The 25,824-nt window shown below is 74.4% G+C and carries 21 protein-coding genes and 3 pseudogenes; 10 read left to right on the forward strand and 14 right to left on the reverse strand.

Annotated elements, in window-relative coordinates; all coding sequences use genetic code 11:
* Positions 1–4: 4 nt before the first annotated feature.
* The 4 genes and pseudogenes from FXF50_RS07230 (at position 5) to FXF50_RS07245 (ending at position 5,186) form a co-directional block, all read left to right on the forward strand.
* The gene (locus FXF50_RS07230; RefSeq protein ID WP_148426448.1) at positions 5–1,033 is read left to right on the forward strand and encodes a cytochrome d ubiquinol oxidase subunit II; all 1,029 of its coding nucleotides are present in this window, start codon (positions 5–7) and stop codon (positions 1,031–1,033) included.
* Complete coding sequence (cydD, locus tag FXF50_RS07235; protein ID WP_148426449.1) at positions 1,030–2,706, forward strand: thiol reductant ABC exporter subunit CydD; 1,677 nt, start codon at positions 1,030–1,032, stop codon at positions 2,704–2,706. The genes FXF50_RS07230 and cydD overlap by 4 nt, the downstream gene beginning before the upstream one ends.
* Positions 2,631–4,439 (forward strand): annotated as a pseudogene (gene cydC, locus FXF50_RS07240) (thiol reductant ABC exporter subunit CydC); the annotation flags it as partial. The gene cydD and the pseudogene cydC, both read left to right, overlap by 76 nt.
* A 57-nt stretch (positions 4,440–4,496) precedes the next feature.
* Positions 4,497–5,186, forward strand: coding sequence for a permease prefix domain 1-containing protein (locus tag FXF50_RS07245; protein ID WP_148426451.1), 690 nt, complete (start codon positions 4,497–4,499; stop codon positions 5,184–5,186).
* Positions 5,187–5,256: 70 nt separating this feature from the next.
* Here the strand turns inward: FXF50_RS07245 and FXF50_RS07250 are convergent, their stop codons facing one another.
* Positions 5,257–5,598, reverse strand: coding sequence for a PadR family transcriptional regulator (locus FXF50_RS07250; protein ID WP_148426452.1), 342 nt, complete (start codon positions 5,596–5,598; stop codon positions 5,257–5,259).
* Between the two features lie 147 nt (positions 5,599–5,745).
* Between FXF50_RS07250 and FXF50_RS07255 the strand changes: the two genes are divergently transcribed.
* The 3 genes and pseudogenes from FXF50_RS07255 to FXF50_RS30235 form a co-directional block, all read left to right on the forward strand.
* Positions 5,746–6,696, forward strand: a complete 951-nt coding sequence (locus FXF50_RS07255; protein ID WP_148426453.1) for a DNA primase — start codon at positions 5,746–5,748, stop codon at positions 6,694–6,696.
* 41 nt (positions 6,697–6,737) lie between these two features.
* Positions 6,738–8,576, forward strand: a pseudogene (locus tag FXF50_RS07260) (transposase); the annotation flags it as partial.
* Between the two features lie 72 nt (positions 8,577–8,648).
* Positions 8,649–9,113, forward strand: a pseudogene (locus FXF50_RS30235) (transposase); the annotation flags it as partial.
* A 425-nt stretch (positions 9,114–9,538) separates the two neighbouring features.
* Here FXF50_RS30235 and FXF50_RS07265 read toward each other — a convergent pair.
* From FXF50_RS07265 to FXF50_RS07280, 4 genes are all read right to left on the reverse strand, one after another.
* Complete coding sequence (locus FXF50_RS07265; RefSeq protein ID WP_148426455.1) at positions 9,539–10,132, reverse strand: ATP/GTP-binding protein; 594 nt, start codon at positions 10,130–10,132, stop codon at positions 9,539–9,541.
* A 1-nt stretch (position 10,133) separates the two neighbouring features.
* A complete protein-coding gene (locus tag FXF50_RS07270) occupies positions 10,134–10,508 on the reverse strand; it encodes a DUF742 domain-containing protein (protein ID WP_148426456.1) in 375 nt (124 codons plus the stop codon).
* A gap of 100 nt (positions 10,509–10,608) precedes the next feature.
* The gene (locus tag FXF50_RS07275) at positions 10,609–11,013 is read right to left on the reverse strand and encodes a roadblock/LC7 domain-containing protein (protein ID WP_013283992.1); all 405 of its coding nucleotides are present in this window, start codon (positions 11,011–11,013) and stop codon (positions 10,609–10,611) included.
* Complete coding sequence (locus tag FXF50_RS07280) at positions 11,010–14,621, reverse strand: sensor histidine kinase (protein WP_148426457.1); 3,612 nt, start codon at positions 14,619–14,621, stop codon at positions 11,010–11,012. Before FXF50_RS07280 ends, FXF50_RS07275 begins: the two co-directional genes overlap by 4 nt.
* A 342-nt stretch (positions 14,622–14,963) precedes the next feature.
* On the opposite strand from FXF50_RS07280, the gene FXF50_RS07285 reads away from it, so the two are divergent.
* A complete protein-coding gene (locus FXF50_RS07285; protein ID WP_255509930.1) occupies positions 14,964–15,419 on the forward strand; it encodes an ATP-binding protein in 456 nt (151 codons plus the stop codon).
* Here FXF50_RS07285 and FXF50_RS07290 read toward each other — a convergent pair whose 3' ends face one another.
* The 3 genes from FXF50_RS07290 to FXF50_RS07300 are packed head-to-tail and all read right to left on the reverse strand — an operon-like array spanning position 15,420 to position 17,101.
* Positions 15,420–16,493, reverse strand: coding sequence for an adenosine deaminase (locus FXF50_RS07290; protein WP_148426459.1), 1,074 nt, complete (start codon positions 16,491–16,493; stop codon positions 15,420–15,422).
* 51 nt (positions 16,494–16,544) lie between these two features.
* A complete protein-coding gene (locus tag FXF50_RS07295; protein WP_148426460.1) occupies positions 16,545–16,958 on the reverse strand; it encodes a PPOX class F420-dependent oxidoreductase in 414 nt (137 codons plus the stop codon).
* Positions 16,955–17,101 carry a hypothetical protein gene (locus tag FXF50_RS07300; RefSeq protein ID WP_255509931.1) on the reverse strand — a complete coding sequence of 49 codons (147 nt, stop codon included), beginning with the start codon at positions 17,099–17,101 and terminating at the stop codon, positions 16,955–16,957. Before FXF50_RS07300 ends, FXF50_RS07295 begins: the two co-directional genes overlap by 4 nt.
* 57 nt (positions 17,102–17,158) lie before the next feature.
* Between FXF50_RS07300 and FXF50_RS07305 the strand changes: the two genes are divergently transcribed.
* Positions 17,159–17,635, forward strand: coding sequence for a MarR family winged helix-turn-helix transcriptional regulator (locus tag FXF50_RS07305; RefSeq protein ID WP_148426461.1), 477 nt, complete (start codon positions 17,159–17,161; stop codon positions 17,633–17,635).
* Between the two features lies 1 nt (position 17,636).
* Positions 17,637–18,488, forward strand: a complete 852-nt coding sequence (locus FXF50_RS07310) for a putative RNA methyltransferase (protein WP_148426462.1) — start codon at positions 17,637–17,639, stop codon at positions 18,486–18,488.
* Between the two features lie 11 nt (positions 18,489–18,499).
* Here FXF50_RS07310 and FXF50_RS07315 read toward each other — a convergent pair whose 3' ends face one another.
* From FXF50_RS07315 to FXF50_RS07340, 6 genes are all read right to left on the reverse strand, one after another.
* The gene (locus FXF50_RS07315) at positions 18,500–19,180 is read right to left on the reverse strand and encodes a DUF4272 domain-containing protein (protein WP_148426463.1); all 681 of its coding nucleotides are present in this window, start codon (positions 19,178–19,180) and stop codon (positions 18,500–18,502) included.
* Between the two features lie 102 nt (positions 19,181–19,282).
* On the reverse strand, positions 19,283–20,563 hold the full coding sequence (locus tag FXF50_RS07320) for a thymidine phosphorylase (RefSeq protein WP_148426464.1): 1,281 nt from the start codon (positions 20,561–20,563) through the stop codon (positions 19,283–19,285).
* Positions 20,564–20,614: 51 nt separating this feature from the next.
* Positions 20,615–21,334, reverse strand: coding sequence for a cytidine deaminase (locus FXF50_RS07325; protein WP_187399562.1), 720 nt, complete (start codon positions 21,332–21,334; stop codon positions 20,615–20,617).
* Positions 21,335–21,426: 92 nt separating this feature from the next.
* Positions 21,427–22,707, reverse strand: coding sequence for an ABC transporter permease (locus FXF50_RS07330; protein ID WP_148426465.1), 1,281 nt, complete (start codon positions 22,705–22,707; stop codon positions 21,427–21,429).
* A 2-nt stretch (positions 22,708–22,709) separates the two neighbouring features.
* On the reverse strand, positions 22,710–24,068 hold the full coding sequence (locus FXF50_RS07335) for an ABC transporter permease (RefSeq protein WP_148426466.1): 1,359 nt from the start codon (positions 24,066–24,068) through the stop codon (positions 22,710–22,712).
* Positions 24,065–25,618, reverse strand: coding sequence for an ABC transporter ATP-binding protein (locus FXF50_RS07340; RefSeq protein ID WP_148426467.1), 1,554 nt, complete (start codon positions 25,616–25,618; stop codon positions 24,065–24,067). Before FXF50_RS07340 ends, FXF50_RS07335 begins: the two co-directional genes overlap by 4 nt.
* Positions 25,619–25,824: the final 206 nt, after the last annotated feature.

Genomic DNA, 25,824 nt, shown 5'->3' on the forward strand with positions numbered 1-25,824 from the left:
CGCCGTGGAACTCGCCTGGTACGCCCTGCTCGGCCTCTTCTTCGCCACCTACCTCGTGCTCGGCGGCTACGACTACGGCGTCGGGCTGCTGCTGGCCCGGGGCGCGACACCCGGGGCCCGCCGGGCCGCGCTGAACGCGGTCGGGCCGTTCTTCCTCGGCAACGAGGTCTGGCTGGTGGCGGCGGTCGGCATCCTGTTCGGGGCCTTCCCCACGCTGGAGGGCGAACTGCTCTCCGGCTGCTACCCGGCCGTGCTCGGCGCGCTGGCCGGGGTGGTGCTCGTGACGGCCGGGGTGCAGCTGCGCAGCCGGCCGCGATCCGCCGCCGCCCGCGCCGGCTGGGACCGGGTGGTGGTGGCCGGCAGCGTCCTCGCCGCGCTCGGCTGGGGCGCGCTGCTCGGCGCGCTGCTCCAGGGCGTGCCGCTGTCCGGCGACGGGCACGCGGCCGGGGTCGGCCACCTGCTCACCCCCTTCGTGGCCGCCGCCGCGCTGGCGCTGCTCGCGCTGGTCGCCGTGCACGGTGCGACGTTCCTCACGCTCCGGCTGCCGGCCGCCGACCTGCCGTCGGTCGCCCGGCTGGCCCGCGGCCTGGTGCCGGCCGCGCTCACCGCGGTCGCCACCGCCACCGTCCTGGGCCTGCTCTCCGACCGGGTACGCGCCGCCGTGGCGCGCCCGGCGGTCGCCGTACTCCTGCCGTTGGCGCTGGTGGCGGCGCTGCTGGTGGCCCGCGCGGCGCTGCGCCGGGGCCGGGCCGGCCTGGCCTTCGCGGCGACCAGCGTGGCGCTGGCCCTGCCGATGCCGCTGGTCGGCGCGGCGCTCTGGCCCCGGGTGCTGGTCTCCACGGCCGACGCAGCCGCTCCGCAGCTGACCGACCCGGCCGTGCTGGCGGTGGCCGACGCGGCCGCGAGCGGGCCGACCCTGGCGCTGCTGGGCTGGCTGGCGCTGCCGCTCGCGCCGGCCCTACTAGGCTTTCAGGCGATGTGCTGGTGGGTGTTCCGGGGACGGACCGACGGCAGGGCACCGGTGTACTGGTGAACCGCCGCCCGTTCGACCCGCGTCTGCTGCGCCGGGTCCCCGCGGCCCGGCGCGACCTCGCCGTGCTCGCGATTCTCGGCGGGCTGACCGCGCTGCTGGTGGTCGCGCAGGCCACCGCGCTGGCCACCCTGCTGGCCACCGCGATCGACGGGCGGCTGCACCGGCCGGCGCTGGCCGGTCTCCTGGCGGCCGTCGCCGCCCGGGCGCTGGTGAGCTGGGCGCAGGGCACGGTCGCGGCCCGGGCGGCGGCGACGGTCAAGGCGGCGCTCCGCGCCGACCTGCTGCGCGCGGTCGGCCGGCACGGCCCCACCTGGGTCGCCGGCCGGCGGGCCGGGCAGCTCGCCACCCTCGCCGGGCGCGGGCTGGACGCGCTCGACCCCTACTTCACCGGCTACCTGCCGCAGCTCGTGCTGAGCGTGACCGTGCCGCTGGCCGTGCTGGCCCGGATCGTGCTGGCCGACTGGAGCTCGGCGCTGATCATCGCGCTGACCATCCCGCTCATCCCGATCTTCGGTGCGCTGCTCGGCTGGCAGGCGCAGGCCGCCACCGAGCGGCAGTGGCGGCGGCTGTCGCTGCTCGGCGGCCACTTCCTCGACATGGTGGCCGGGCTGCCCACGCTGCGCGCGTTCGGCCGGGCCCGGGCCCAGGTCGACGTCGTACGCCGGATGGCCGACGGGCACCGCCAGGCCACCATGAGGACGCTGCGGATCGCCTTCCTGTCGGCGCTGGTCCTCGAACTGGTCGCCACCCTCTCGGTGGCGCTGGTCGCCGTACCGGTCGGCATCCGGCTGCTCGGCGGCGGGATCACGCTGTCCACCGCGCTGCTGGTGCTGCTGCTCACCCCCGAGGCGTACCTGCCGCTGCGGGCCGCCGGCAGCCGGTTCCACGCCAGCATGGAGGGCCTGACCGCGCTGGACGAGGCGCTCACCCTCTCCGCGACCCCCGAGGCGGCGGGCCCGGGAGGCGCCCGACCGGCGCCGGAGGGCCGGGGCGAGATCCGCTTCGAGGGCGTGACCGTCGCGTACGAGCGGACCACCGCGCTGCGGGACGTCACGCTCACCATCCGCCCCGGCGAGCGGGTCGCCGTCATCGGGCCCAGCGGCGCGGGCAAGAGCACCCTGCTGCTCCTGCTGCTCGGCTTCGTCACCCCGACCACCGGCCGGGTCACCGTGGACGGGGTGGACCTCGCCGGTGTCGACCTCGACGCCTGGCGGCGCGAGCTGGCCTGGGTGCCGCAGCGGGCCCACCTGTTCGCCGGCTCCCTGGCCGACAACATCCGCCTCGGCGCCCCCGACACCCCGGACGCCGCGCTGGCCGGCGCGGTCACCGACGCGGCGCTGGACGAGGTGGTCGCCGCCCTGCCCGACGGGCTCGGCACCACGCTGGGCGAGCGCGGGCACGGCCTGTCCAGCGGGCAGCGGCAGCGGGTCGCGCTGGCCCGGGCGTTCCTCCGGGACGCCCCGCTCGTGCTCCTCGACGAGCCGACCGCCCGGCTCGACAGCGCCAGCGAGGCGGTCGTGCTGGCGGCCACCCGGCGGCTGGTCGCCGGACGCACCGCCCTGCTGGTCGCGCACCGGCCCGCGCTGCTGGAGGACGCCGACCGCATCCTCCGCGTCGAGGACGGCCGGGTCACCGAGCTGAGCCGGGTGCCGGCCGCGGAGGTGACGCCGTGACCGACCGACCCGAACGGGCCGTGCTGCGGCTGGCCCGCCCCTACCTGGGCCGCCTGCTCGGCGCCGGGCTGCTCGCGGCGGCCACCGAGTTCGCCGGGCTGGCCCTGATGGCCACCGCCACCTGGCTGCTCATGAGCGCCGCCGGCCGGCCCCCGCTGGACCGGCTGACCGTGGCGATCGTCGCGGTCCGGGCGCTCGCGGTCAGCCGCGGCGTGTTCCGCTACACCGAACGGCTCGCCGGGCACGACGCGGTGCTCCGCATGATCACCGATGTCCGGACCCGGGTCTTCGCCACCCTGACCGCCCGGCGGACCGCCCCGCGCACCGGTGACGCGCTGAGCCGGCTGGTCTCCGACGTGGAGGCGGTACAGGACCTGCTGCTGCGAGTGCTGGTGCCCGGAGCGGCGGCCGCGCTCGTGAGCCTGCTCGCCGTCGGCAGCGCCGCGCTGATCTCGCCGCCGGCCGCCGGCGTGCTCGCCGTCGGCCTGCTGGTGGCCGGGGTGGCGCTGCCCGTCCTGGCCGCCGGGCTGACCCGGCGGGCCGCCGACGAGGTGGCCCCGCTGCGTGGCGCGCTCGCGGCCGACGCCGTCGACCTGACCCACGGCGCGGCCGACCTCGCCGCCTTCGGTGCGACCCGCACGGCGCTCGCCGCCGCCGAGGCCCGGGGCGGCCGCCTGGCCCGGCTGGAGCGCCGGCTCGCCGCGACCGGCTTCGCGGTGGACGCCGCCGGGGTGCTGGTCGGCGGGCTCACCGCCGCCGCCGTGGTGGTCGTGGCGCTGCGCGCGGGCGTCGGCGGGGTGCTGGTCGGCGTCCTGGCGGTGGGCGCGCTGGCCACCGTCGAGGTCGCCCTCGCGCTGGTCGGGGCGGCCCGGCAACGCACCCAGCTCCGCGCCGGCCTGGCCCGGGTGGCCGACCTGCTCACCGATGCCGGTGAGCCGGCGCCCACCGCCCCCGCCGAACCGGCGCCGGGCGGGCATGACGTCCGGTTCGAGGACGTGACCGTCCGGTACCGGGAGGGGGCGGCGCCCGCCCTGGCCGGGGTCGACCTCGATCTGCCGGCCGGCCGCCGGGTGGCCGTGGTCGGGCCGAGCGGCGCCGGCAAGAGCACGCTGGCCGCCGTGCTCACCGGCGCGGTACACCCGGACGCCGGCCGGGTCACCGTCGACGGCGTGGACGTGTCCGGGTTCCCGGACGAGGAGCTGCCCCGGCTGGTCGGGGGCCTGCTCGCCGAGGCGTACGTCTTCCACGCCACGGTGCGGGAGAACCTGCTGCTCGGTCGGCCCCGCGCCGACGAGACGGAGCTGACCGCCGCCACCCGGGCGGCCGGCCTGCTGGAGTGGGTGACCTCCCAGCCGCAGGGCTGGAACACCGTGGTGGGCGAGCAGGGCGGGCAGCTCTCCGGCGGGCAGCGGCAGCGCCTCGCGCTGGCCCGTGCGCTGCTGGCCGCCCCGCCGGTGCTGGTGCTGGACGAGCCGACCGAGGGGCTCGACCCCACGGCCGCCGACGCCGTGCTCGCCTCGGCGCTGGCCGCCACCCCGGCCGGGCACTCGGTGCTGCTCATCAGCCACCGGCTCAGCGGCCTCGCCGGGCTGGACGAGATCGTGGTGCTCGACGCGGGCCGGGTGGTGCAGCGCGGCCGGCACGAGGAGCTGGTGGCCCGCCCGGGCTGGTACCGGGAGCAGTGGCTGCTCCAGGAGGCCGCCGAACGCGGCTACCTCGCCCTGGCCCCCTGAGCGCTTTCCGGGGTTTTCCCCGACGCGGCCGGCCACCCGTGATGGCAGGGTGGTCCCATGCGGGGGTACGAGGACATCCGCGTCGACGAGCGGCTGCGCGAGCTGGCCGGGCAGCTGCACGGGCCGGCCCGGCTCAAGGCGGACCTGCTGACCGAGGCGCGGCACGCGCTGGAGGACGCCGTCGAGGCGTACCGGGAGGGTGGCCTGCCGGTCGCGGAGGCGGAGCGGCGGGCGGTGGCCGAGTTCGGCACCCCGGCCCAGCTCGCTCCCGGCTACCAGGCCGAGCTGGCCGCCGGGGCGCTGCGCGGGCTGGCGCTGCGGGCGCTGGCCGTGGCGGTGGTGCTGATGGTCGGCGGCGACCTGACCTGGCAGGGGTCGAGCTGGAGCGAGGGGCCCCGCCCACCCGAGGGCTACCTGCTGCTCTCCACCTCGCTGCACGGGATCTGGGGTCTGGTGGCCGGTCTGGCCGTGGCCGGGCTGCTGCTGGGCGTGCTCGGCGCCCGGCACGGGTCCCCTCGGCTCGGCCGGCTGGCCCGCGCGGTGGGCTTCGGGCTGACCGGCGGGCTGGCGCTCGGCGCGCTCGCCGGCAGCGCGTTGTTCGGCTGGTCGGTCCAGCTCTGGGACGCGGCGCTGACCTGGCCGCCGATGATCATCGGAGCGGTGCTGGTCAGCGCCGGCTGGTTCGCCCTGGCCCGGGCCGCCCGCTGCTGGCTGCGGACCACCCTCGGAGCGCGCGCCGTCGGCTGACCGGGCGTTGCCGGGTGACCGTGCGTTGCTGGCTGCCCGCGCGTTTCTGGCTGACGTCCCGGAGGCGGGGCTAGGCCGGGGTCGCGGGCGGCTCGTCGGCGCCGAGGAAGCGGCCCACGGTGGCGCTGAACTCGCGCCATCCCACGCGCTCCCCGGCGAGTGCCCGGCCACCGGCCTCGGTGAGCTGGTAGGTGCGCCGCTCCCGGCCGTTGACGGTGCTCCAGTCGCTGGCCACGTAGCCGGCCCGCTCCAGCCGGCGCAGCGCCGGATAGATGGTGCCGGTGGGCAGGTCCAGGGTGCCGCCGCTGCGGGCCCGGAGCGCCTCGATGATCGCGTAGCCGTGCAGGGCGCCCTGCTCCAGCACCGCGAGCAGCAGCGCGTCCAGGTGTCCGTGCAGCGCCTGGGCCTTCATGTGTAGCAAGCCTACCTGTCCGCAGGTCGGGACGCCACCGGGGTGCGGCTCCCGGCCACCCCGGCCCGCCCACTAGGGTATGTGCGCAGAGTCACTCGGCGGTCGAGCGTCGCCGGGTGGGCAACCCGAAAGCACACGGAGGTCAGCGTGGCCCGCCAGTCGCCCCAACGGCCCGACGCCGACGAGCCCGAGCTCGACGACACCACAGCGTCGGCCGCAGCAGACGAGGTCGAGGTCGACCGCCCGGCGGCGGACCGCGCGCTCTGGGACGAGCTGCGGATCGACCCGGTGGAGATCGCCCTGCCCGCCGGCACCGGCTTCACCCTGCGGGCCTACCGGCCGGCGCGGGAGCTGACCCCGACCGACGTCGCCGAGCGCGACGAGGACGACCCCTTCCTGGCCCGCCGCCAGGTCGTCGAGACCGAGGACGACGAGGAGGTGGTGATCCTCGACGAGGAGTTCGCCGCCCTCTCCGCCGAGGAGGAGGACGAGGAAGAGGACGGCGAGAAGCGGGCCGACCGGCGCCGTCGCGGCAGGACCGAGGCGGCCGAGGACGAAGCCGGCGAGGACGAAACCGACGAGGACGAGGACGAGGCGGACGCCGCCGGCGACGAGGAGGTCCCCGTCTTCCTCACCCACCGCGGCAAGCTGCTGCTGTTCAAGACCCCGGAGTCGCTGGTCAGTTTCATCCGTTCCGGCGCGCCCAACGACCTGTCCCAACTGGACAGCTGGAATGAACTGTCCGAACGGGTGGAACCGGCCGACATCGCCCCGTTGGACGAGGACACCTACGAGCTCGACCTGGTAGTGGAGAACCTCCGCGGCGGCCACGACGCGTGGGACCCGACGCTGCTGATCGAAGCCGGCGAGATCGCCCGTGACCTGGCGTACGCGCTGCGCCTACCGGGCGTGCTGGACATGCTCTCCGCCGGCTCCAGCCTGGACGATCTGGACGAGGCGCTGCGCGCTTCTGTCAACGGCGGAATCGGTGGATTCATGGGGCGGCGCCGGCTCAAGAAGATCGGGGCACAAACCGCAAGTTTGGGTTGGCGCACCATTGTCGGCAAGATCTCTGCTGTTGTGGACTGGCGCGACTGACCCGGAGCGGGGAGCATCAGTCTCTGGCAGAGCAAGGACCTGTGTCCCGGGAGGAGGACGACGCCGTGGCGCTCGTGCGCGTGTACTGCGGTCTGGCCTCGGCGGATCCGGCCGACCGGTCGGCTTCGGCCGGATCGGCGCTGACGTCCGCTGTGGTCGACGACGCAGGCCGTCTGCTGCATGTCTGCGAGATCGGTGACGACCCGGCTGGCTACGCCCAGCTGGTCGCGCTGCTCGTGGAGCGGTCGGGCGGGCCGAGCGGCGCGGCCATCGCGGCCGACAGCGACGACCACACGGTCACGTCGCTGCTCAGCGCGGCGGGTCGGCCGCTGGCGATCGCGGACGACGACTCGGTCGACGACTTCGCCGAGCGCTTCGCCGACGACGACTCGCTGGAGGAGATGCAGTCCCCGCCGGCCGAACGCCGGGCGGTCGGGCTGGCCCGGGCGCTCCAGGCCGGCGCGCTCTCCGCGGTGACCCTCCCGGCGCCGCGCGACCTCGCCAACTACAAGCAGGTCCTCGCCGCGCACGCGGCACTCGCCAGCGGGCGGCACTCCGCCGCGGTGGCGCTGCGCGAGGTCCTCCGCGAGCTCTACCCGGCCGCGCTGCGCGCGTACCCCGACCCGGCCGAGCCGGTCTCCCTGGCCGTCCTCGACGCGCTGCCCGAGCCGGGCATGCTCGCCGGCACGGTGACCCGGGGCCGCGAGGTCGCGGTCGCGGCGGACGCCGTCGCCGCGCACCTGGCCGCCGAGGGCGTGGCGGACGCCGACAGCATCAACGACGCGGTGACCGCGCTGCGGGTCGCCATCTCCGAGACGCCCCGGCGGGCCGCCGTCAACCGGGCGCTCACCGCCGCCGTCGCCGAGACCGTGCGGCAGGCGGTCGCCTCGGTGCGGGCCTGCGACGCCGGCTGCGACGCGCTGGTCGGCGCGCTCAGCGCCCGCGTCACCACGCCCGCCCCGGTGCCCGGTCGCCGTGCCGCCGCCCGCCGCGGCGAGCAGGTCGAGGAGCTGGCCCCGTCGGCCTCCTCCGGTCTGCGCCCGGTGCGCCCGACCGAGCCCGAGCCGGTCCTGGAGCAGGCCGCCCGGCGCGGCCGCCCCGAGCCGACCCCCGGACTGGGTCGGCGCAGCCGCCCCGAGCCGGTCTCCGGTCCGGCCGCGCCGGCCTCGCCCCGGCCGCTCGGTCCGCCACCGGTGGCCCCCGCGCCGGTCGCGCCGCCGCCCGTCGCTCCCGCCCCGGTCACCCCGGCCGCCAACCTGGGCCGCCCGACCTCCGCGCCGCCCGCCCGTCACGAGCCGACCGGCGCGCCGCTGCCGTCCCGGGTGGACGGGCCGACCAACCGGCCGATCTCCGCGCCGCCACCGCCGCCGCCCGGGATCACCCCGATCGCGCCGGCGCAGCGCGGCGCCGTGCCGCCGGCCGAGGCCGGGGAACCGTTCCGTCCGACGCTGACCACCGCGGCGATCAACAAGGCCCGGGCCGAGCGACAGCGCACGGTCATCCCGCCGCGCCCCAAGACCAACCAGGAGCCGCCGACCGGTGGCTTCAGCGCCACCGACCTCACGATCCCGGTGCCGACGCCCCGCCCCGGCCAGGAGTCCGCTCCCCCGGGCTCCCGGGCCAACTGGCCGCTGGTCAACACCAACGAGGACCAGGACGAGCGGGCCAAGGAGACGACCTACCCGTACGGGCGTGGAGTGGACGCGCCGAGCGACCCGGGCCGGGTCACCCCGCCCTGGCTCGCGGACGACCTGCCGCAGGAGCCGCCGATGCTGCGGCTCGTGGAGCCGCCACCGCTGGCCGACCGGGCGCTGCGCGACGAGCTGAACCCGCCGACCGACCCCGGGCTGGACGCGCCGCCGCTGCGGCTGGTCGACCGGGCGGAAGCCAACCGGCCGAACCGTCCGGCACCCCGCGCCGAACTGCCCACCCCGCTGGAGCGGCGGCCCGCGCCGAAGGAGCACCGGCCGCCGCCGGTGTCCGACGAGGGCGACGGTGACCTGCTGATCTTCGCGCAGGCGAAGTCCGCCTGGTTCGTCGGGCACGGCGACGAGGCCGACCTCGACTGGTCGACCACCGCGGACACCGGCTGGCAGGCGGCCGAGCAGGCGGCCCGCCCGTCGGTGGGCTCGGAGACCAAGGCCGGCCTGCCCAAGCGGGTCCCGCAGGCCAACCTGGTGCCCGGCTCGCCGCTGCGCGAGGAGCGTCCACTGCGGATCGTCCGGAACGCGGCCAGCCTCGCCGAGAACACCACCGGATACTTCCGGGGTTGGCGGCGCGGTCAGGAGATCGGCGGCTTCGCCGTCGGCGGCCGCCCCGGCCGGGAGGCGGCCGGCGGCTGGGACTTCAGCCGGGACACCGGCGACCGCGACGACGACCGGGAATACGAGTACCGGTCCGCCGGCTACCGATCCTGATCGGAGTCGCGTCCCGCGCCACCTGCGCGTTCCTGCCCACAGCCGGATGATCTGACGCCGGGTCCGGCCGGCCGGGAGCATACCCGGCGGACCAGCCCACGGCGGCGCTCCAGCTCATCGCCGCGTCGGCCCGGATGGCCGCGTGCCTCGGTCGTGGACGGTTGCGCGCATTCCTACCGGCCCAACTGGCCGAGGGCATCGCCGGCGCGTACGCCTTCACAGGCCCAGCCGGCACGGCGGCCTGGAGTCCGACTCGCCGGCCGCCTACGTGGCCGTGCAGCGCGCCTGGTGACCGTCCCGCCCGACCGCCGGCTTCCGGTGACCGTCAAGACGGGACGGTCACCGACCGGCTGCACAGCGTACCGACCGGCGAACAGCGAGAAGCGCCCGGTGGCCGAGGGCCGCCGGGCGCTTCGTCACCTGGGTCAGGCGGGGGCGACGGCCCGCGAGCGCCGCATGGTGAGCACGTACTCGACAAGCGAGATCAGCACGTGCTTCGTCGACTCCCGGTTACGGGCGTCGCAGGCCACCACCGGCACGTCCTGGGAGATCGCGAGCGCGTCCCGGACGTCCTGCGGGTCGTGGTACTGCATCCCGTCGAAGCAGTTGATGGCCACCAGGTACGGCAGCCGCCGGTGCTCGAAGAAGTCGATGGCGGCGAAGCAGTCGGCCAGTCGACGGGTGTCGACGAGCACCACGGCGCCGATCGCGCCCCGGACCAGTTCATCCCACATGAACCAGAACCGGGTCTGACCCGGCGTACCGAACAGGTACAGGATCAGATCGCGGTCGATCGAGATACGGCCGAAGTCCATGGCCACCGTGGTCGTCGTCTTGCCCGGCACCTGCCGGGTGTCGTCGACGCCCACGCCGGCGGAGGTCATGATCGCCTCCGTGGTCAGCGGCGTGATCTCCGAGACCGAGCCGACCAGCGTCGTCTTGCCGACGCCGAACCCACCGGCGATAACGATCTTCGCCGACGTCACGCGCCCGCTCGGGGCCGGCGGCCGGTGCGACATGTCAGAGCCTGCGAAGTCCACTCAGCACCCTCTCCAGCAGTTCAGTGCCCACCGCGTCGTCGGAGTCGTCCAAAATGGTCGGCTCGTGGACCGCGACCAGGCCGTCCGTCGCCATGTCGGCGATGAGCACCCGGGCCACGCCGAGCGGAAGCTGCATCCGCGCCGCGATCTCGGCGAGCGACTGCACGCGTCCGTCACACAGCGCGGCGATGTACTGGTGCTCACGGCCCTGGCCACCGTTGCCAGTGGCAACCGACCGGCCGCGCACCGTCGTTTCGACGAGCGCCTCCAGGGCGATCTCGAGCCGGGGGCGGGTACGACCGCGGGTCACGGCGTATGGACGGACCAACGCTCCGGTCGGCTCGTCACGTTCCATGTCGCCGCTCACCTCCTTCGTACCCGGCACCGGCTCGCCCCGGTGGTGTTCGTCCCTGTCGTAGTTGTTGCCGCTTCTGACCCACCGGTCAGCGCGTCGTTCAGCCCATCATCCCGACAGCCGTGCGCGGCTGCGGGGTCAGGGCGTCGCCCACCCGGTCGACGAGCAGGGCCATCTCGTAACCGACCTGCCCGACGTCGCAGCTGCGCGCGGCGAGCACGGCGAAGGACGAGCCGTCCGAGATGGACATCAGGAACAGGAAGCCGTTGTCCATCTCGACGACGGTCTGCAGCACCGCCCCGCCCTCGAAGCAGCGCGCCGCGCCCTGGGTCAGGCTGACCAGGCCGGACGCGATCGCCGCGAGCTGGTCCGCGCGGTCCCGCGGAAGGTCACGGGACGAAGCGAGGAGCAGGCCGTCGGCGGAGACCGCGACCGCGTGCGCCACACCGGGCACCCGGTCGGCGAAGTTGGCGAGCAGCCATCCGAGATCCTGCGTAGTTGTCATCCTTGTTGCTCCTTCTGCCCGCTCCCGGCCACTGGGCCTGAGCCAGACTGCGAGGACTGCTGCCCGCCCGGAGTCCCCTCCGGGCCGGTGGAGTTGCTGTCGGTCGGGTTGGTACGCCCCCGCTGCACGCCCCGATGGTAGGCCGAGAGCAGACCGCGTACGCCTTCCGGCGTGCGGCGCTGCACCGACGTGGACGGCTTCTCGATGCCACCGGGCACGAGCTGCGCCATCGGCTTCCGCTTCGGCAGGCCCTTCTGGGTGGTCTCCGCGACCGGGACCTCGGTGGCCGCCGAGGCGGCCCGCCAACCGTCGTCGGCCGCGGTCTGCCAACCGGGCTGCGGCGGGGCGGCGGGCTGCCGGGTGGGCAGCGCACCGGCGTAACCGGGACGGGTTCCCCCGTTCGCCGCGCCGTTGTCGTGCGGCGCTCCGCCGACCGTCGGAGTGTGTGCCATCGGCGTGTTACCTGTCGTCCCGGGTGGTGTCTGCTGCACGGCCCGACCGGCGGCGTCGACCTTGGCGAACTGCTGGGTCGCGGCGCCGTTGGTGGCCGCGGCCGGTGCCGTGGCCGCCTCCTCGTTGGGCCCCGGCTTGCGGGTGCGGAACCAGGCCGATTCGAGCTCCCGGAATATCGGCAGCTCCATCGTCTCGTCCGCGTACCGCTGGCGGTTGCCCGGCTGCTGCGGCGTGGTCGGCCGCGGCGCGGGGGCCGGCGCCGGCGCGGTGACGGCCGGCGGCGTCTCCGGGCGGGTGACCCGGGGCAGCTCGGTCGTCATGTCCAGGCCGGCGGCGAGCCGCTCCGGCACCGCCGGGGCGGCGGCCTGGTCGGGCGTGGCGACCGGCGGCCAGACCGGCGGGGCGCCGACGTGCGGCGCGGGAGCCGGCGGGGCCGGATGCGGCGGCACCTGGGTAACCGGCGGCACCGGGGCCGGCTGGCCCGCGGTCGGCGCGGCCGACACCGGCTGGCCGAAGGCCGGCACACCCGACACCGGCTGGCCGCCGGCCGGCACACCCGACACGGGGTAACCGGAGGCCGGTGCACCGGACACGGGGTAGCCGGAGGACGGCGCCCCCGACACGGGGTAGCCGGAGGACGGCGAGCCGGACACGGGATAGCCGGAGACCGGGACACCGGAGACCGGCGGCAGCGGCGGCGCCGACACCGGCGGGACCGGCGGAGCCGACACCGGCGGCGGGTTGTACGGCCCGGTCTCCGGGCTGCTCGGCAGCTGCCGCGGGATGGCCGGCAGCTGGCCGGTGGAGGCCGGGTCGGCCTCGGCCGGGTTGCGCCGCTGGGGCAGCGGGTCGATCTGCTGGCCGTTCGAGCTGCGCGGGGCGAAGCCGTCACCGCCCGCGAGGGGGCCGGCGCCGGTCAGGTCGGACCAGGCCGGCATGGAGCGGCCGGCGCCGGCGTTGGCCGGGGTGCCGGCGCCGTTGCGCGGGGCCGGGTCGAAGGACCGCCCGCCCAGGGTGACCTGGTTGCCGGAGGCGCCCGGGTGCGGAGCCTGCGGCGGGGTGTGCGGGCCGTTGCCCAGCGCGGCAAGCGCGCCGAACGCCGGGGCGGGGCCACCCTGCTGCGGGCCGGCGGCGGCCGGGAGGGCCGGGGCCGGCTGGCCGCGGCCGGAGAGCGCGCGCGGCACCAGGACCGAGGGGGGCAGCGTGACGTCGGCGACGGTGCCCCGGTCGGCGCCGGGTCGGAGTTCGGCCTTGACGCCGTGCCGGGACGCCAGCCGGGCGACCACGACGAGGCCCATCATCCGGGAGACCGCCACGTCCACCTGAGGCGGCGTGGCGAGCCGCTCGTTCAGCTCGCGGAGCTGCTCGTGGCTGATGCCGATGCCCCGGTCCTCCACGTAGAGGGAGGCGCGGTCACCCACCCGCCGGGCCTCCACCATGACGTGCGAGTCCGGCGGGGAGAAGGCGGTGGCGTTGTCGAACAGCTCGGCGACCAGGTGCACGAGATCGTTGACCGCGTGCGCGGCGACCTCGATGTCCCGGTCGATCACGCCGAACTCGATCCGGGTGTAGTGCTCGACCTCGGACTGGGCGGCGCGCAGCACGTCGATGAGAGCGGCCGGCTCGCGCTGCACACGGGTGGAGTCCGCACCGGCGAGGACCAGCAGGTTCTCGTCGTTGCGGCGCATCCGGGTGGCCAGGTGGTCGAGCTGGAACAGCTCGGCCAGCCGGTCCGGGTCCTCCTCGCCGCGCTCCAGCCGGTCGAGGTGGCCGATCAGCCGGTCGACCAGGATCTGGGACCGGCGGGCCAGGTTGACGAACATGGTCGCGACGGAGGCCCGCAGCGCGGCCTGCTCGGCCGCGGTCCGGACGGCCTCCAGGTGAACGGCGTTGAACGCCTCGGTCACCTGGCCGAACTCGTCCTTGCTGCGTACCGGCAGCGGCTCGGCGATCTGGTTCGCCAGCTGCACCGGGGAGAGCTGCCCGGTGACCTGGGGGTCGCGCAGCCGGGCCACCGCCTGCGGCAGGCCGTACTGGGCGACCGAGAGGGCACCCTGGCGCAGGTCGCGCAGCGAGCGGGCCATCGAGCGGGCGACCAGGTAGGCGAAGAGGATGGCCAGCAGCAGCATGCTGAGCAGCAGGCCGGTCTCCAGGAAGACCTGGCGTTGCACGTCCGAACGGAGCCTGTCGGCCTGCTTGATCACGTCGCTGTCGAGCTTCGACTCGACGGTGCGGACGAGCTTGGCGTTGCCGACCATCGCGGTGTCCCACTGGTCGGCACCGAAGGAGACGCTCGACAGTTCCCCGGTCTCGTTGCCGGAGATCTGACCCTCGTAGGAGGACAGCTCGCGCCGGTCGCCCCCGGCGACGGTCTGCTGGTAGAACTCCTTCTCCGAGTCGTTCCCGACGGCGGTGAAGGACTCGACCGCCTGGTCCTCGGCGGTGACGGTGGAGAGGTAGTCCTTGCGCAGGGCCTGGTCGAGTCGGCCGCGGTCGAGCGCGACGTGCACGACCACCCGACGCTGGGAGAGGAATTCCTTGCTGCGGGCGACGGCGGCGGCGGCGCGCATGCGGTCGCTCAGGTCGCTGTCGCCGGCGAGCTGGGTGCTCGAGTCCCGGACCGCGAGCAGCTCGCCGATCAGTTTTTCGTACCCCTTGACCGCGAAGCTGCTCGCCATCTTGCCGTTGAAGACCTGACTGCGTGTTCCGGGCAGCTCTTCGAGGTCCTTGTCGATCTCGTCGAGGATCTTCTCCAGCGCGGGCGGCAGCTCCTGCAACACGACGCGCTGCCGCGAGTACTTCGCCTTGGCCTCGTCGACCGCCTGGCCCACCTTGGTGTACGCGTCTGAGTACGTCCCCTCGGCCTTCTCGTTGTCGGCACTCAGCAGCAGCACGGCGGCGGTGCGCTCGTCCTGCAGCTTGTCGACCAGCTCGCCCGAGTGACCGATCAGGGTCGCCAGGTTGCCGGCCCGGTTGGCGTTGTTGAGCGTCTCCAGATGGTCGACCAGACCGCTGGTGCCCACCACGACTGTGGCGATCGTCGGCACGATCATGATCAGGCCGAGCTTGGACCAGATCGGCATGTCGCGGAGCCGGCTGGCCGGCCGGCGCAGACGCGACAGGAAGGAGCCCGCCGTCGTTGGCCGTTTGCTCACGTCACCGCCCTCGCATTACCGCGTTCGGCGTGCCCTGTGGGCAACGCCGAGCGACCGACCCGGCGGGTCGGACCTCCGAGATTCCATCACGCCGCTCCGCAAAGAGAAAGCCCAGGTTGTCCCTCGCCGGAGGTGTGATGAGATGTTGATGCAATTTGATAGCAATCCGTCTGGCCGGAGTCACTCAAGGTAATGGAACACCCTCACCGCGTCGTCCTGCTCGCCGGGCCCTCCGGCTCCGGAAAGTCATACATTGCCCATCGAACCGGACTTCCTGTCCTCTGCCTGGACGACTTCTACAAGGACGGCGATGACCCTACGTTGCCGCGCCGGGACGGAGAGGTGGACTGGGAGTCCCCGCAGTCCTGGGACGCGGACACGGCGGTGGAAACAATTGCCCGACTGGCCCGGCACGGCAAGGCCGAAGTGCCGGTTTATGCGATCGGCGCGGACCGGAGGGTGGCCACCCGGCCATTCGACGTCGACGGATCGCCACTTTTCGTCGCCGAAGGGATCTTCGCCGCCGAGATCGTCGAGGAGTGCCGCCGCCGGGGCCTGCTCGCCGGGGCGTACGCGCTGCGCCGCCCCCGGGGCGCGACCTTCGTCCGCCGGCTCGCCCGCGACCTGGCCGAGCAGCGCAAGGCGCCGCGAGTGCTGATCCGGCGCGGGGTGGCGCTGCTGCGCGCGGAGCCGGCGGTGCTGCGCCGGCAGACCGGGCTGGGCGCCGAGGCGGCCCGGGCCGGGCAGGTGCTGCGCCGGGTGGCCGACCTGCTGGCCGGCCACCCGCGACAGCCCTGATCAGCCGATCAGCTTGGCGTACGCCGGCTTGATCACCTCGTCGATGATCTTCAGTCGCTCGTCGAACGGGATGAAGGCGCTCTTCATCGCGTTGATCGTGAACCACTGGAGTTCCTTCCAGCCGTAGCCGAAGGCGTCCACCAGCAGGGCCATCTCCCGGGACATCGAGGTGCCGCTCATCAGCCGGTTGTCGGTGTTCACCGTCACCCGGAAGCGCAGGTCGCGCAGGAGCCCGATCGGATGGTCGGCGATCGACGCGGCCGCCCCGGTCTGGACGTTCGAGGAGGGGCACAGCTCCAGCGGGATGCGCTTGTCCCGCACGTACGCGGCCAGCCGGCCCAGCATCGGCGGGTTCCCGGGCGTGATGTCGTCGACGATCCGGACGCCGTGCCCCAGCCGGTCCGCGCCGCACCACTGGATCGCCTGCCAGATCGACGGCAGCCCGAACGCCTCGCCGGCGTGGATGGTGAAGTGGAAGTTCTCCCGCTGGAGGTACTCGAAGGCGTCCAGGTGGCGGGTGGGCGGGAAGCCCGCCTCCGCGCCGGCGATGTCGAAGCCGACCACCCCGGTGTCCCGGTGCCGCACGGCCAGCTCGGCGATCTCCTGCGACCGGGCCGCGTGCCGCATCGCGGTGAGCAGCGTGCCGACCCGGATGGGGGTGCCCGCCTCGGAGGCCAGGGCGCTGCCCTCCCGGAAGCCGGTGACCACCGCGTCGACCACCTCGTCCAGGGTCAGGTTCTGCTCCAGGTGCTGCTCGGGAGCGAACCGGACCTCGGCGTAGACCACCCCGTCGGCGGCCAGGTCGAGCGCGCACTCGCGGGCCACCCGGCGCAACGCGGGCCCGGTCTGCATGACCGCCACGGTGTGCGCGAAGGTCTCCAGGTAGCGCTCCAGCGAACCGGAGTTGGCGGCCTCGGCGAACCACCGGCCCAGCGCCTCGGGGTCGGTGGTGGGCAGCTCGTGGCCCGCCTCGGCGGCCAGCTCGACGATCGTCGCGGGCCGCAGACCGCCGTCGAGGTGGTCGTGCAGCAGCGCCTTCGGGACCTTGACGATGTCCTCGTACGAGATTGCCATGCACCGACCCTAGTCACCGGCGGCCGGGGCGCGGCACCGGACCGGGGCGGCTCACGGCCGCCAGCCGTACACCCGCTCGACGGTGAGGCGCAGCACCAGCCGGCCGTCGGCCACCATGGCCGCCCGGTAGTCCGCCCAGTCCGGATGCTCGCCCCGGATCCGCCGGTAGACCTCGACCAACTCCTCGACCGTGGCGTCGTCGGCCGCCGCGGCCGGCGGGGTGAGGTCCGCCCGGCCCTCGGCCACCGCGTACGCCCCGCCGTCCGGGGTGCTGACGTGGAAGCTGGCCCGCGGATCGCGCCGCAGGTTGCGCACCTTCGCCCGGTCCCCCGTGGTGGAGCAGCGGATCAGCCCCGGCTCGGCCAGGTAGTCGACGTTGGAGAGCTGCGGCCGCCCGTCCCGGCGCAGGGTCACCAGCACCCCGCGCCCCCGCTCGCCGAACAGCTCCCACAGCCGGGCGGTCACGCCGGCACCCGCAGCGGCGCGAGCGCGACGGCCAGCCGGGCCAGCTGGTCGAGCATCTGGTCCGCGGCCGCCTCCCGGCCCGGGTCCGGTCGCAGCTCGCCGGCCTCGTCCAGCGCCTGCCGCAGGACCAATGTGGTTGACATGTCATCGACCGTAGGGCGGGTTTGATGACATGTCAACAAGTAAGTTAGGCTCGGCACATGGACACGCCACGCTGGCTGGACGCGCGCGAGGCCCGGGCCTGGCGCGGCTACCGCCGCATGCGCCGCCTGCTCGACCTGGAGCTGGCCCGGGAGCTGATGCAGGACGCCGGCCTCTCCGAGCCGGACTACGACGTCCTCTCCGACCTGTCCGAAACGCCCGACCAGCGGCTGCGGCTCAGCGAGCTGGCCGACCGGATGCTCTGGTCGCGCAGCCGGCTGTCCCACCACCTGGCCCGGATGCAGCAGCGCGGCCTGGTCACGCGGGAGGAGCACCCCTCGGACGGCCGCGGCTCCATCGTGGTGCTGACGCCGGCCGGCCGCGCCGCCATCGAGGCCGCCGCCCCGCGCCACGTCGCCGCGGTCCGCCGGCACCTCATCGACCTGCTGACCCCGGAGGAGATCGACGCGCTGGGCGCGCTGACCCAGCGGGTGGTCGACCGACTGTCCGGCCGCCCGACCGCACCGGAGAGCTGACGTGGACGACCGCATCCTGGCCCGGCTGCGCTGCCCGGTGTGCGCCGAGCCGCTGGCCGAGGCCACCGCCGGCACCGCCCGGGCGCTGCGCTGCCCGCGCCGGCACAGCTTCGACATCGCCCGGCAGGGGTACGTCAACCTGCTCGCCGGCCGCGCCCCGCACACGGGGGACAGCGCCGAGATGGTCGCCGCCCGGGCCGACTTCCTCGCGGCCGGCCACTACGGCCCGGTGGCCGCCGCGCTCGCCGCGAAGGCCCGGGAGATCGTGTCCGGCGAGGCGTACCCCCTGGTGGTGGACGCTGGCGCCGGCACCGGCTGGTACCTCGCGGCGGTGCTGGCGGCGCTGCCGGACGCGGTCGGCCTCGCCCTCGACGTCGCCAAGCCGGCGCTGCGCCGGGCGGCCCGGGCCCACCCGCGCGCCGCCGCCGCGCTGGCCGACACCTGGCAGCGGCTGCCGCTGGCCGACCGGTCCGCGGCCGTGCTGCTGAACGTCTTCGCGCCCCGCAACGGCGCCGAGTTCCACCGGGTGCTCGACCCCGCCGGCGCGCTGCTGGTGGTCACCCCGGCCGGCGACCATCTCGCCGAACTGGTCGACGCGCTCGACCTGCTCCGGGTGGACCCGGCCAAGGCCGACCGGGTCGCCGGCAGCCTGAGCGCGCACTTCACCGAGGAGTCGGCCACCGAGCACCGGACCCGGCTGGAGCTGAGCCGCACCGAGGTGGCCACCCTGGTCGGGATGGGGCCCAGCGCCTGGCACGCCGACCCGGCCCGGCTCGCCGAGCGGATCACGGCCTTGCCCGAGCCGGTGCCGGTCACCCTCGCCGTCCGGCTCGCCGTGCACCGGCCGCGCTGACCACCGCCGCTTCAGGTGGAGAGGTCGACCTCTTCCCAGCCGGGCGGCTCGTCGTGGTACGGCCCGCGCAGCACCACGGCCCACTCCAGCGCCCACCGGCGCTGCCCGATGGCGTTCGCGTCCACCAGCCCCGGCAGCGCCAGCCCGGCCTCCTCCGACTCCAGGTACGCCCAGTCCAGGCAGTAGTGCAGGTCGAGCAGGGCGGCCGCGTCGGCGGGGTGCTGCGGTGCGGCCAGGATCCGGGCCCGCCACTGGCCGAAGGTCTCCCCCGCCACGAGGTTCGGCATCCGCTCGACGAGCCGCTCGTCCACCGGCACCGTCGGGTCCAGCTCCTTGGCCAGCCCGAGCACCCAGGCCAGCGAGAACAGCGCGTCGTGGTGCAGCACGAACGACCGGTGGTCGCCCTTGCCGCCCATCACGAACTGCCACTCCGGCGGGGTCACCATCTCGACCAGGTGCGACTCCAGCAACCAGCTCATCGCCGCCTGCGCGGGCATCCCGAAGCAGCGGGCCAGGATCACGTGCAGCACCGCGATGCGGGCCTCGATCTCCGGGGTGGGACGCAGCTCGATCTCGTCGCCCGGCTCCCAGACCAGCGGAAACTGCGGGGGCGGCAGCGGGAGGCCCAGCCGCGACAGCTCGTCGAGGCTCGCCTCACGGACGGCCCGGGGGTCGGGGGCGGGTACGCGCACGGCTCAGGTCCCTGTCTGCTCGCAACGGCTCATCGCCGGTCGGTCCCCCCTTGGCCTGCGAGGATAGCGGCTCGGTGGGCACCGCACCATGACCGGAAAAGATCAGCCGATCCGCTCGATCACCAGCGGCGTCGCGGCGGGGGCGTCCGGCGCGATCCGCACGGCCCGCTCCGCCTCGGCCAGCGCGGCCGGGATCCGCTCGGCGTGCTCCGCGCGCAGCTCGTACAGGGGCTCGCCGACGCGTACCCGGTCGCCGGGGCGCTTGTGCAGCACCACGCCGGCCGGGATGCTCACCGGGTCCTCCTTGCGGGCCCGGCCGGCGCCCAGCCGCCAGGCGGCCACGCCCATGGCGTACGCGTCGATCCCGGCGACGTAGCCGTCGTCGGTCGCGGTGACCACCTCGACCTCGGGGGCCGTGGGCATCGGGGCGTCCGGGTCGCCGCCCTGCGCCCGGATCATCGTGCGCCAGGCGTCCATGGCCCGGCCGTCCCGCAGCGCCGCCTCGGGGTCGGCGTCGGGCAGGCCGGCCGCCGCCAGCATCTCCCGGGCCAGCGCGAGGGTCAGCTCCACCACGTCGGCCGGGCCGCCGCCGGCCAGCACCTCGACCGACTCGGTCACCTCGACCGCGTTGCCGATGGCCAGACCGAGCGGGGTCGACATGTCGGTGAGCAGGGCGACCGTCCGCACCCCGTGCGCGCCGCCCAGCTCCACCATGGTCCGGGCCAGCTCGCGGGCGTCGTCGACGTTCTTCATGAAGGCGCCGGAGCCGACCTTCACGTCGAGCACCAGCGCACCGGTCCCCTCGGCGATCTTCTTGCTCATTATCGAGCTGGCGATCAGCGGGATGGCCTCGACGGTGCCGGTGACGTCCCGCAGCGCGTACAGCTTGCGGTCGGCCGGGGCCAGCCCGTCGCCGGCCGCGCAGATCACCGCGCCGACGTCGCGGAGCTGGGCGATGAACTCGTCGTTGGTCAGCGCGGCCCGCCAGCCGGGGATCGACTCCAGCTTGTCCAGGGTGCCGCCGGTGTGGCCGAGGCCCCGGCCGCTGAGCTGGGGCACGGCCGCGCCGCAGGCGGCGACCAGCGGGGTCAGCGGCAGGGTGATCTTGTCACCGACGCCGCCGGTGGAGTGCTTGTCCACGGTCGGCCGGGCCACCGGCGACAGGTCCAGGCGCTCGCCGCTGGCGATCATGGCGGCGGTCCACCGGGCGATCTCCGGCGCGGTCATGCCGCGCAGCAGGATCGCCATGGCCAGCGCCGACATCTGCTCGTCGGCCACCAGGCCCTTGGTGTACGCGTCGACGACCCAGTCGATCTGGCCGTCGCTCAGCACGCCACCGTCCCGCTTGGCCCGGATGACGTCAACCGCCGTGAATGCACTCATCAGATGATCTTTCCTCGTTCTCGGGAAACCGGACCGCGGGCGTCGCGGGAGTCAGGCACCGGACCAGCGGACCGGGATCTCCAGGGGCGGCTCGCCCTCGCCGGCCCAGAAGATGGTGCCCGACGCGTCCACCACGACGACGCGCGGCGTCCGGGCCAGCCCCCAGGTGATCGCCTCGGCCGGGTCGTCCCAGGTCGGGCCCTCCTCCAGCACGCCGGTCTCGGCGCCCTCGCTGTCCCCGGCCGACCGCTCCCAGTACGCCGTCCACACCTGCTGCCCGGCGGAAAGGTCGGGGTGCACGAAGACCGAGCCCCGCCCCCGCCAGGCGGCCAGCCGCTCCGGCACCACGGGCACCGGCGTCTCGCCGGTCACCGCCTCCAGGTCCTCCACGCCGAACGCGTGCGGCAGCAGCTCGGCCATCCGCAGCGTGCCGCCCTTCGCCTCGATGAGGCACTCCGGGCCGCCGTTCTCCCACAGCAGCTGCCGGCACCGCCCGCACGGCATCAGCGGCTCACCCGTGGCGTCGACGCAGGACAGCGCCACGATCCGCCCGCCGCCGGTGGCGTGCAGCGAGGACACCACGCCGCACTCGGCGCAGAGCACCACGCCGTACGCGGCGTTCTCCACGTTGCAGCCGACCACCACCCGGCCGTCGTCGACCAGGGCGGCCGCCCCGACGGGGAACTTCGAGTAGGGCACGTACGCGTGCCGCATGACCTCGGTGGCGGCGGCCCGCAGCCGCTCCCAGTCGATCTCCATCACGACTCCCATTCTGCCCAATTCACGCCGATCGGTCGCGGTGGCGGCCGGAGACGACGGTGCCCGGCGGGTCTTCCCCGCCGGGCACGGTGTGTCGCGGGCGGTCAGCCCTTGATGTACGGCTTGCCGTCGGCGGCCGGCGCCCGGACCTTGCCGACCAGCCCGGCCACCGCCAGGATCGTCGCCAGGTAGGGCAGCATCGCGAGGAACTGGCTCGGGATGCTGCTGCCGATCGCGCCCAGGTAGGTGGCGAGCTGGTCGGCGAAGCCGAAGAAGAGCGCCGCGAGCAGCGCGCCGGTCGGGCTCCACCGGCCGAAGATCAGCGCGGCCAGCGCGATGAAGCCCTTACCGCCGATCATGTTCTTGGTGAACGAGTAGAGCGCCAGGGTGTACGAGGCGCCACCCACGCCGGCCACCAGCCCGGCCAGGAGCACGTTGCGGTAGCGCAGCCGCAGCACCTTCACGCCGAGCGTGTCGGCGGCCGTGGGGTGCTCACCCACGGACCGCGTCCGCAGGCCCCACCGGGTACGGAACAGCGCGATGTGGATGACCAGCACCAGCAGCAGCCCGAGGTAGAGGAAGATGTTGCCCCGGAACAGCGCCGGACCGATCAGCGGGATGTCCTTGAGCAGCGGGATCTCCCAGTTGCTGAACCGCGGCGCGCTGTTGTACTTCGTCGCGTCGGTCTGCATGAGCCGCTCGTAGAGGAAGCCGGTGACGCCGACCGCCAGCAGGTTGAGCACGATGCCCATGACCACCTGGTCGACCAGGTAGCGGATGGCGAAGACGGCCAGCAGCAGCGAGATCAGCGCACCGCCGATGGCGGCGGCCACCAGGCCCACCCAGACGCTGCCGGAGATGCTGCCGAACAGCGCGCCGGAGAAGGCGCCCATCAGCAACTGGCCCTCGATCGCCACGTTCACCACGCCGGACCGCTCGCAGAGCACCCCGGCCAGGGCGCCGAAGATCAGCGGCAGGGCCAGGATGAACGTGCCCCGGAGGACGTTGACCAGCGGCATGAAGTTGCGGCCCGCCGGGGCGGCGGACACCTGCCAGCACAGGAAGCTCAGCACGAAGGCGACCAGCCCGACCCCGAGCACCAGGGTGAACCAGCGCTTCGGCACCCCGGCGAGCAGCGCGGCGCCGGCCGCGGCGGCGATGATCCCGAAGAGGATCGCGCCGACCGTGCCGTTGATCTCCAGGGCGGCGCCGCCCTCGGTCTCGCTGAGCGTGAAGCGGGCCTGCTGGTCGGTGGCGAGCGCGCCGAACAGCACCGTGGCGAGCACGCCCAGCCCCAGCAGGACGGCCCCGGTCTTGCGGACGCGCGTCCAGAAGCCCTCGTCGACCGCGGTCACGGCGACCTCGGGGACAGCGGTGGTGGACATGCTCACCAGCCCTTCGCGAGGCTCGTCTGCAGCCGGGCCGCGCGGGCCGCCCGGAGCTGGAAGATCGCCTTCACCAGGGCCGGCGCGGCGATGAAGATGACGATGAGCGCCTGGAGCACGGTGACCAGCTCCAGCGAGATCCCGGAGTACGACTGCATCCGGTTGCCGCCGGCCTGGAGCGCGCCGAACAGCAGCGCGGCCAGCAGCACGCCCCACGGCTTCACCCGGCCGAGCAGGGCGACCAGGATGCCGTCGAAGCCGATCTGCGCGATCACCAGCGGGGTCAGCGCGTTCGCCGTCGAGCCGAGCACCATGTTCGACCCGCCGAGACCGGCCAGCAGACCCGAGATCACCATGACCAGCACGTACGTCTTCGTGACGCTGATGCCGGCGGTCCGGGCGGCGTCCGGGTTCTCGCCGACCGCGCGCAGCTCGAAGCCGAGCGTCGAGCGGTTCAGCAGCCAGGCGATGAACCACGTGGCCAGGACCGCGAGCAGGATGCCGGCGTGCACCCGCAGGTTGTCGCCGAGCAGCCGGGGCAGCTGGGCGGAGGAGTCGACCGGCTTGCTGATCGCGTCCGACCGGTTCGGGTTCTGCACCCCGCTCTGGATGATGATCCAGGACAGGAAGTAGACCGCCACGTAGTTGAGCATGATCGTGTTGATCACCTCGTGGGCGCCGGTGCGCGCCTTGAGGATGCCCGGGATGAAGCCCCAGAGCGCGCCGCCCAGCGCGCCGGCGATCAGCGCGACGAGCAGGTGCACCCCGGGCGGCAGCGGCAGCGCGAAGCCGGCCACCGCGGACAGGATGACGCCGATGGTCGCCTGGCCCTGGGCGCCGATGTTGAACAGGCCGCCACGGAAGGCGAGCGCGACCGCCAGGCCGGTGAAGACCAGCGGCGCGGTGTAGGTGAGCGTCTCCGAGATCGGGCCCATCGCGGCGGTGAAGCCGACCGCGTCCGGGTCGAAGATCGCGCCCTTGAACAGGTTGGCGTACGCCTCGCTGACCACGGTCCAGCTCGCGTTGAGCGCGTCAGCCGGTCGTGCGGTGATGTAGCCGTAGGTGGCCAGCACCTCCGGGTCGGAGACGATGATCAGCACCGCGCCGACCAGCATGGCCAGCAGCACGGCGAGCACCGTCACGGTGACCGTGTTGGCCGCCCAGAGGTTGTCCAGGAAGAGCCGGCCCAGGGTGGGGCGGGGCCCCTCGGCCGCGCGCTGCTTCGTCGCGGTGGCGGGCACCGCCCGCTCGGTGTCGCCGGCGGGCGCGGACGGCGTCGCCCGGGCCTCGCTGCGCGCCTCCTGCGCCTCGGTCGCCGGCTCCTTGTCCGGGGAGCCCGACACCGGGTTCGGGTTGGTCATGCCTCGTCCTCGTTGCCAGGGCCGTCAGCGGTCGTGGTGGCGGTGTCCGGCGTGATGCCGGCCATCAGCAGGCCGATCTCCTCGCGCGGGGTGTCCGGGCCGACCACGCCGATGACGCGGCCGCGGTACATCACCGCGATCCGGTCGGCCAGGCCGATCACCTCGTCCAGTTCGCTGGAGACCACCATGACGGCGGTGCCGATGTCCCGCTCGCGGATGACCCGGCTGTGGATGAACTCGATCGAGCCGACGTCCACGCCCCGGGTGGGCTGGGCGGCGATGAACAGCTTCAGCGGCCGGGACAGCTCCCGGGCCACGATCACCTTCTGCTGGTTACCCCCGGAGAGGGTGCCGACCGCCGCGTCCGCCGAGGAGGTGCGGATGTCGAACTGCTCGACCCGCTCCTTCGCCGACTTCGCGATGGCGTCCGGCTTGAGCGAGAGGCCCTTGCCGAAGGGCGGCTGGTCGTAGATGTCCAGCACCAGGTTCTCCGCGACGGAGAACTCCTTGACCAGGCCGTCGACGCTGCGGTCCTCCGGGACGTACCCGACGCCGGCGCGGAGCACCTTCTTGGTCGACCAGCCGTGCACGGCCTTGCCGTCGAGGGTGACCGAGCCGGCGAGCACCGGGCGCAGCCCCATGATCGCCTCGATCAGTTCGGTCTGCCCGTTGCCCTGCACGCCCGCCACGCCGAGCACCTCACCGGCGTGCACGGTCAGGTCGACGCCGTCGACCGCGCGTACCTGCCGGTCGTCGTCGACGACCAGGCCGGCGACCTCCAGGATCGGCTTGCCCGGCTGGGCCGGCTTCTTGTCCACGGTCAGCCGGACGCTGCGGCCCACCATGAGCGCGGCCAGCTCGTCGCGGCTGGCGCTCGGCTCGGCGGTGCCGACCGTCTTCCCGCGCCGGATCACCGTGATCCGGTCGGCGATCGCCTTGACCTCACCCAGCTTGTGGGTGATGAACACGATCGACTTGCCGGCCTCCTTGAGCGACCGCATGACCGTGAGCAGTTCCTCGGTCTCCTGCGGGGTCAGCACGGCGGTCGGCTCGTCGAGGATGAGCAGGTCGACGTCGCGGGTCAGGGCCTTGACGATCTCCACCCGCTGCTGGATGCCGACCGGCAGGTCCTCGATGACCGCGTCCGGGTCGACCCGGAGGTTGTACCGCTCGGAGACCTCGGCGACCTCGCGCCGGGCCCGCCGGCGGTCGAGGAAGCCGGTGAAGCCCCCCTTGACCTGTTCCGCGCCCAGCATCACGTTCTCGGCCACGGTGAAGACCGGCACCAGCATGAAGTGCTGGTGCACCATGCCGATCCCGGCCGCGATCGCGTCGGACGGGCCCTTCAGCTTCAGCGGCTTGCCGTCGACCAGGATCTCGCCCTCGTCGGGCTGGTAGAGCCCGTAGAGCACGTTCATCAGGGTCGACTTGCCGGCGCCGTTCTCGCCGAGCAGGGCGTGGATCTCTCCAGGCTCCACCGTCAGGTCGATGTGGTCGTTGGCGACCAGATCACCGAACCGCTTGGTGATGCCGCGCAGTTCGAGTCTCAGCGCAACCTCCTGGAGTGCGAGCGATGGTGCAGCGTAGCGACTACGCGCCGGCCACCGCGCCGGGTGGGGGTCAGTGGGGGATCAAGGTGACCGGCCGCCCCGACGTCGCGCGGGGTCTTCCCCGCGTACGCCGAGGCGGCCGGTCGTCAAACCTGGTGCCCGCCGGCCCCCGCTGCCGATGATCTCACCGCGGCGGCCGGCGGAGC

Origin of the sequence: Micromonospora sp. AP08 (genome assembly GCF_008085935.1) — a bacterium.
GTDB classification, from domain to species: Bacteria; Actinomycetota; Actinomycetes; order Mycobacteriales; family Micromonosporaceae; genus Micromonospora; species Micromonospora chersina.

Coding starts and splice junctions, on each gene's coding strand:
- FXF50_RS07265 (WP_148426455.1), bottom strand. CDS start 10,132: ATGTCGCACCGGCCGCCGGCCCCGAGCGGGCGCGTGACGTCGGCGAAG.
- FXF50_RS07320 (WP_148426464.1), bottom strand. CDS start 20,563: ATGAGTGCATTCACGGCGGTTGACGTCATCCGGGCCAAGCGGGACGGT.
- FXF50_RS07245 (WP_148426451.1), top strand. CDS start 4,497: ATGCGGGGGTACGAGGACATCCGCGTCGACGAGCGGCTGCGCGAGCTG.
- FXF50_RS07305 (WP_148426461.1), top strand. CDS start 17,159: ATGGACACGCCACGCTGGCTGGACGCGCGCGAGGCCCGGGCCTGGCGC.
- FXF50_RS07250 (WP_148426452.1), bottom strand. CDS start 5,598: ATGAAGGCCCAGGCGCTGCACGGACACCTGGACGCGCTGCTGCTCGCG.
- FXF50_RS07275 (WP_013283992.1), bottom strand. CDS start 11,013: ATGACAACTACGCAGGATCTCGGATGGCTGCTCGCCAACTTCGCCGAC.
- FXF50_RS07335 (WP_148426466.1), bottom strand. CDS start 24,068: ATGACCAACCCGAACCCGGTGTCGGGCTCCCCGGACAAGGAGCCGGCG.
- FXF50_RS07300 (WP_255509931.1), bottom strand. CDS start 17,101: ATGTCAACCACATTGGTCCTGCGGCAGGCGCTGGACGAGGCCGGCGAG.
- FXF50_RS07270 (WP_148426456.1), bottom strand. CDS start 10,508: ATGGAACGTGACGAGCCGACCGGAGCGTTGGTCCGTCCATACGCCGTG.
- FXF50_RS07290 (WP_148426459.1), bottom strand. CDS start 16,493: ATGGCAATCTCGTACGAGGACATCGTCAAGGTCCCGAAGGCGCTGCTG.
- FXF50_RS07325 (WP_187399562.1), bottom strand. CDS start 21,334: ATGGGAGTCGTGATGGAGATCGACTGGGAGCGGCTGCGGGCCGCCGCC.
- FXF50_RS07330 (WP_148426465.1), bottom strand. CDS start 22,707: ATGTCCACCACCGCTGTCCCCGAGGTCGCCGTGACCGCGGTCGACGAG.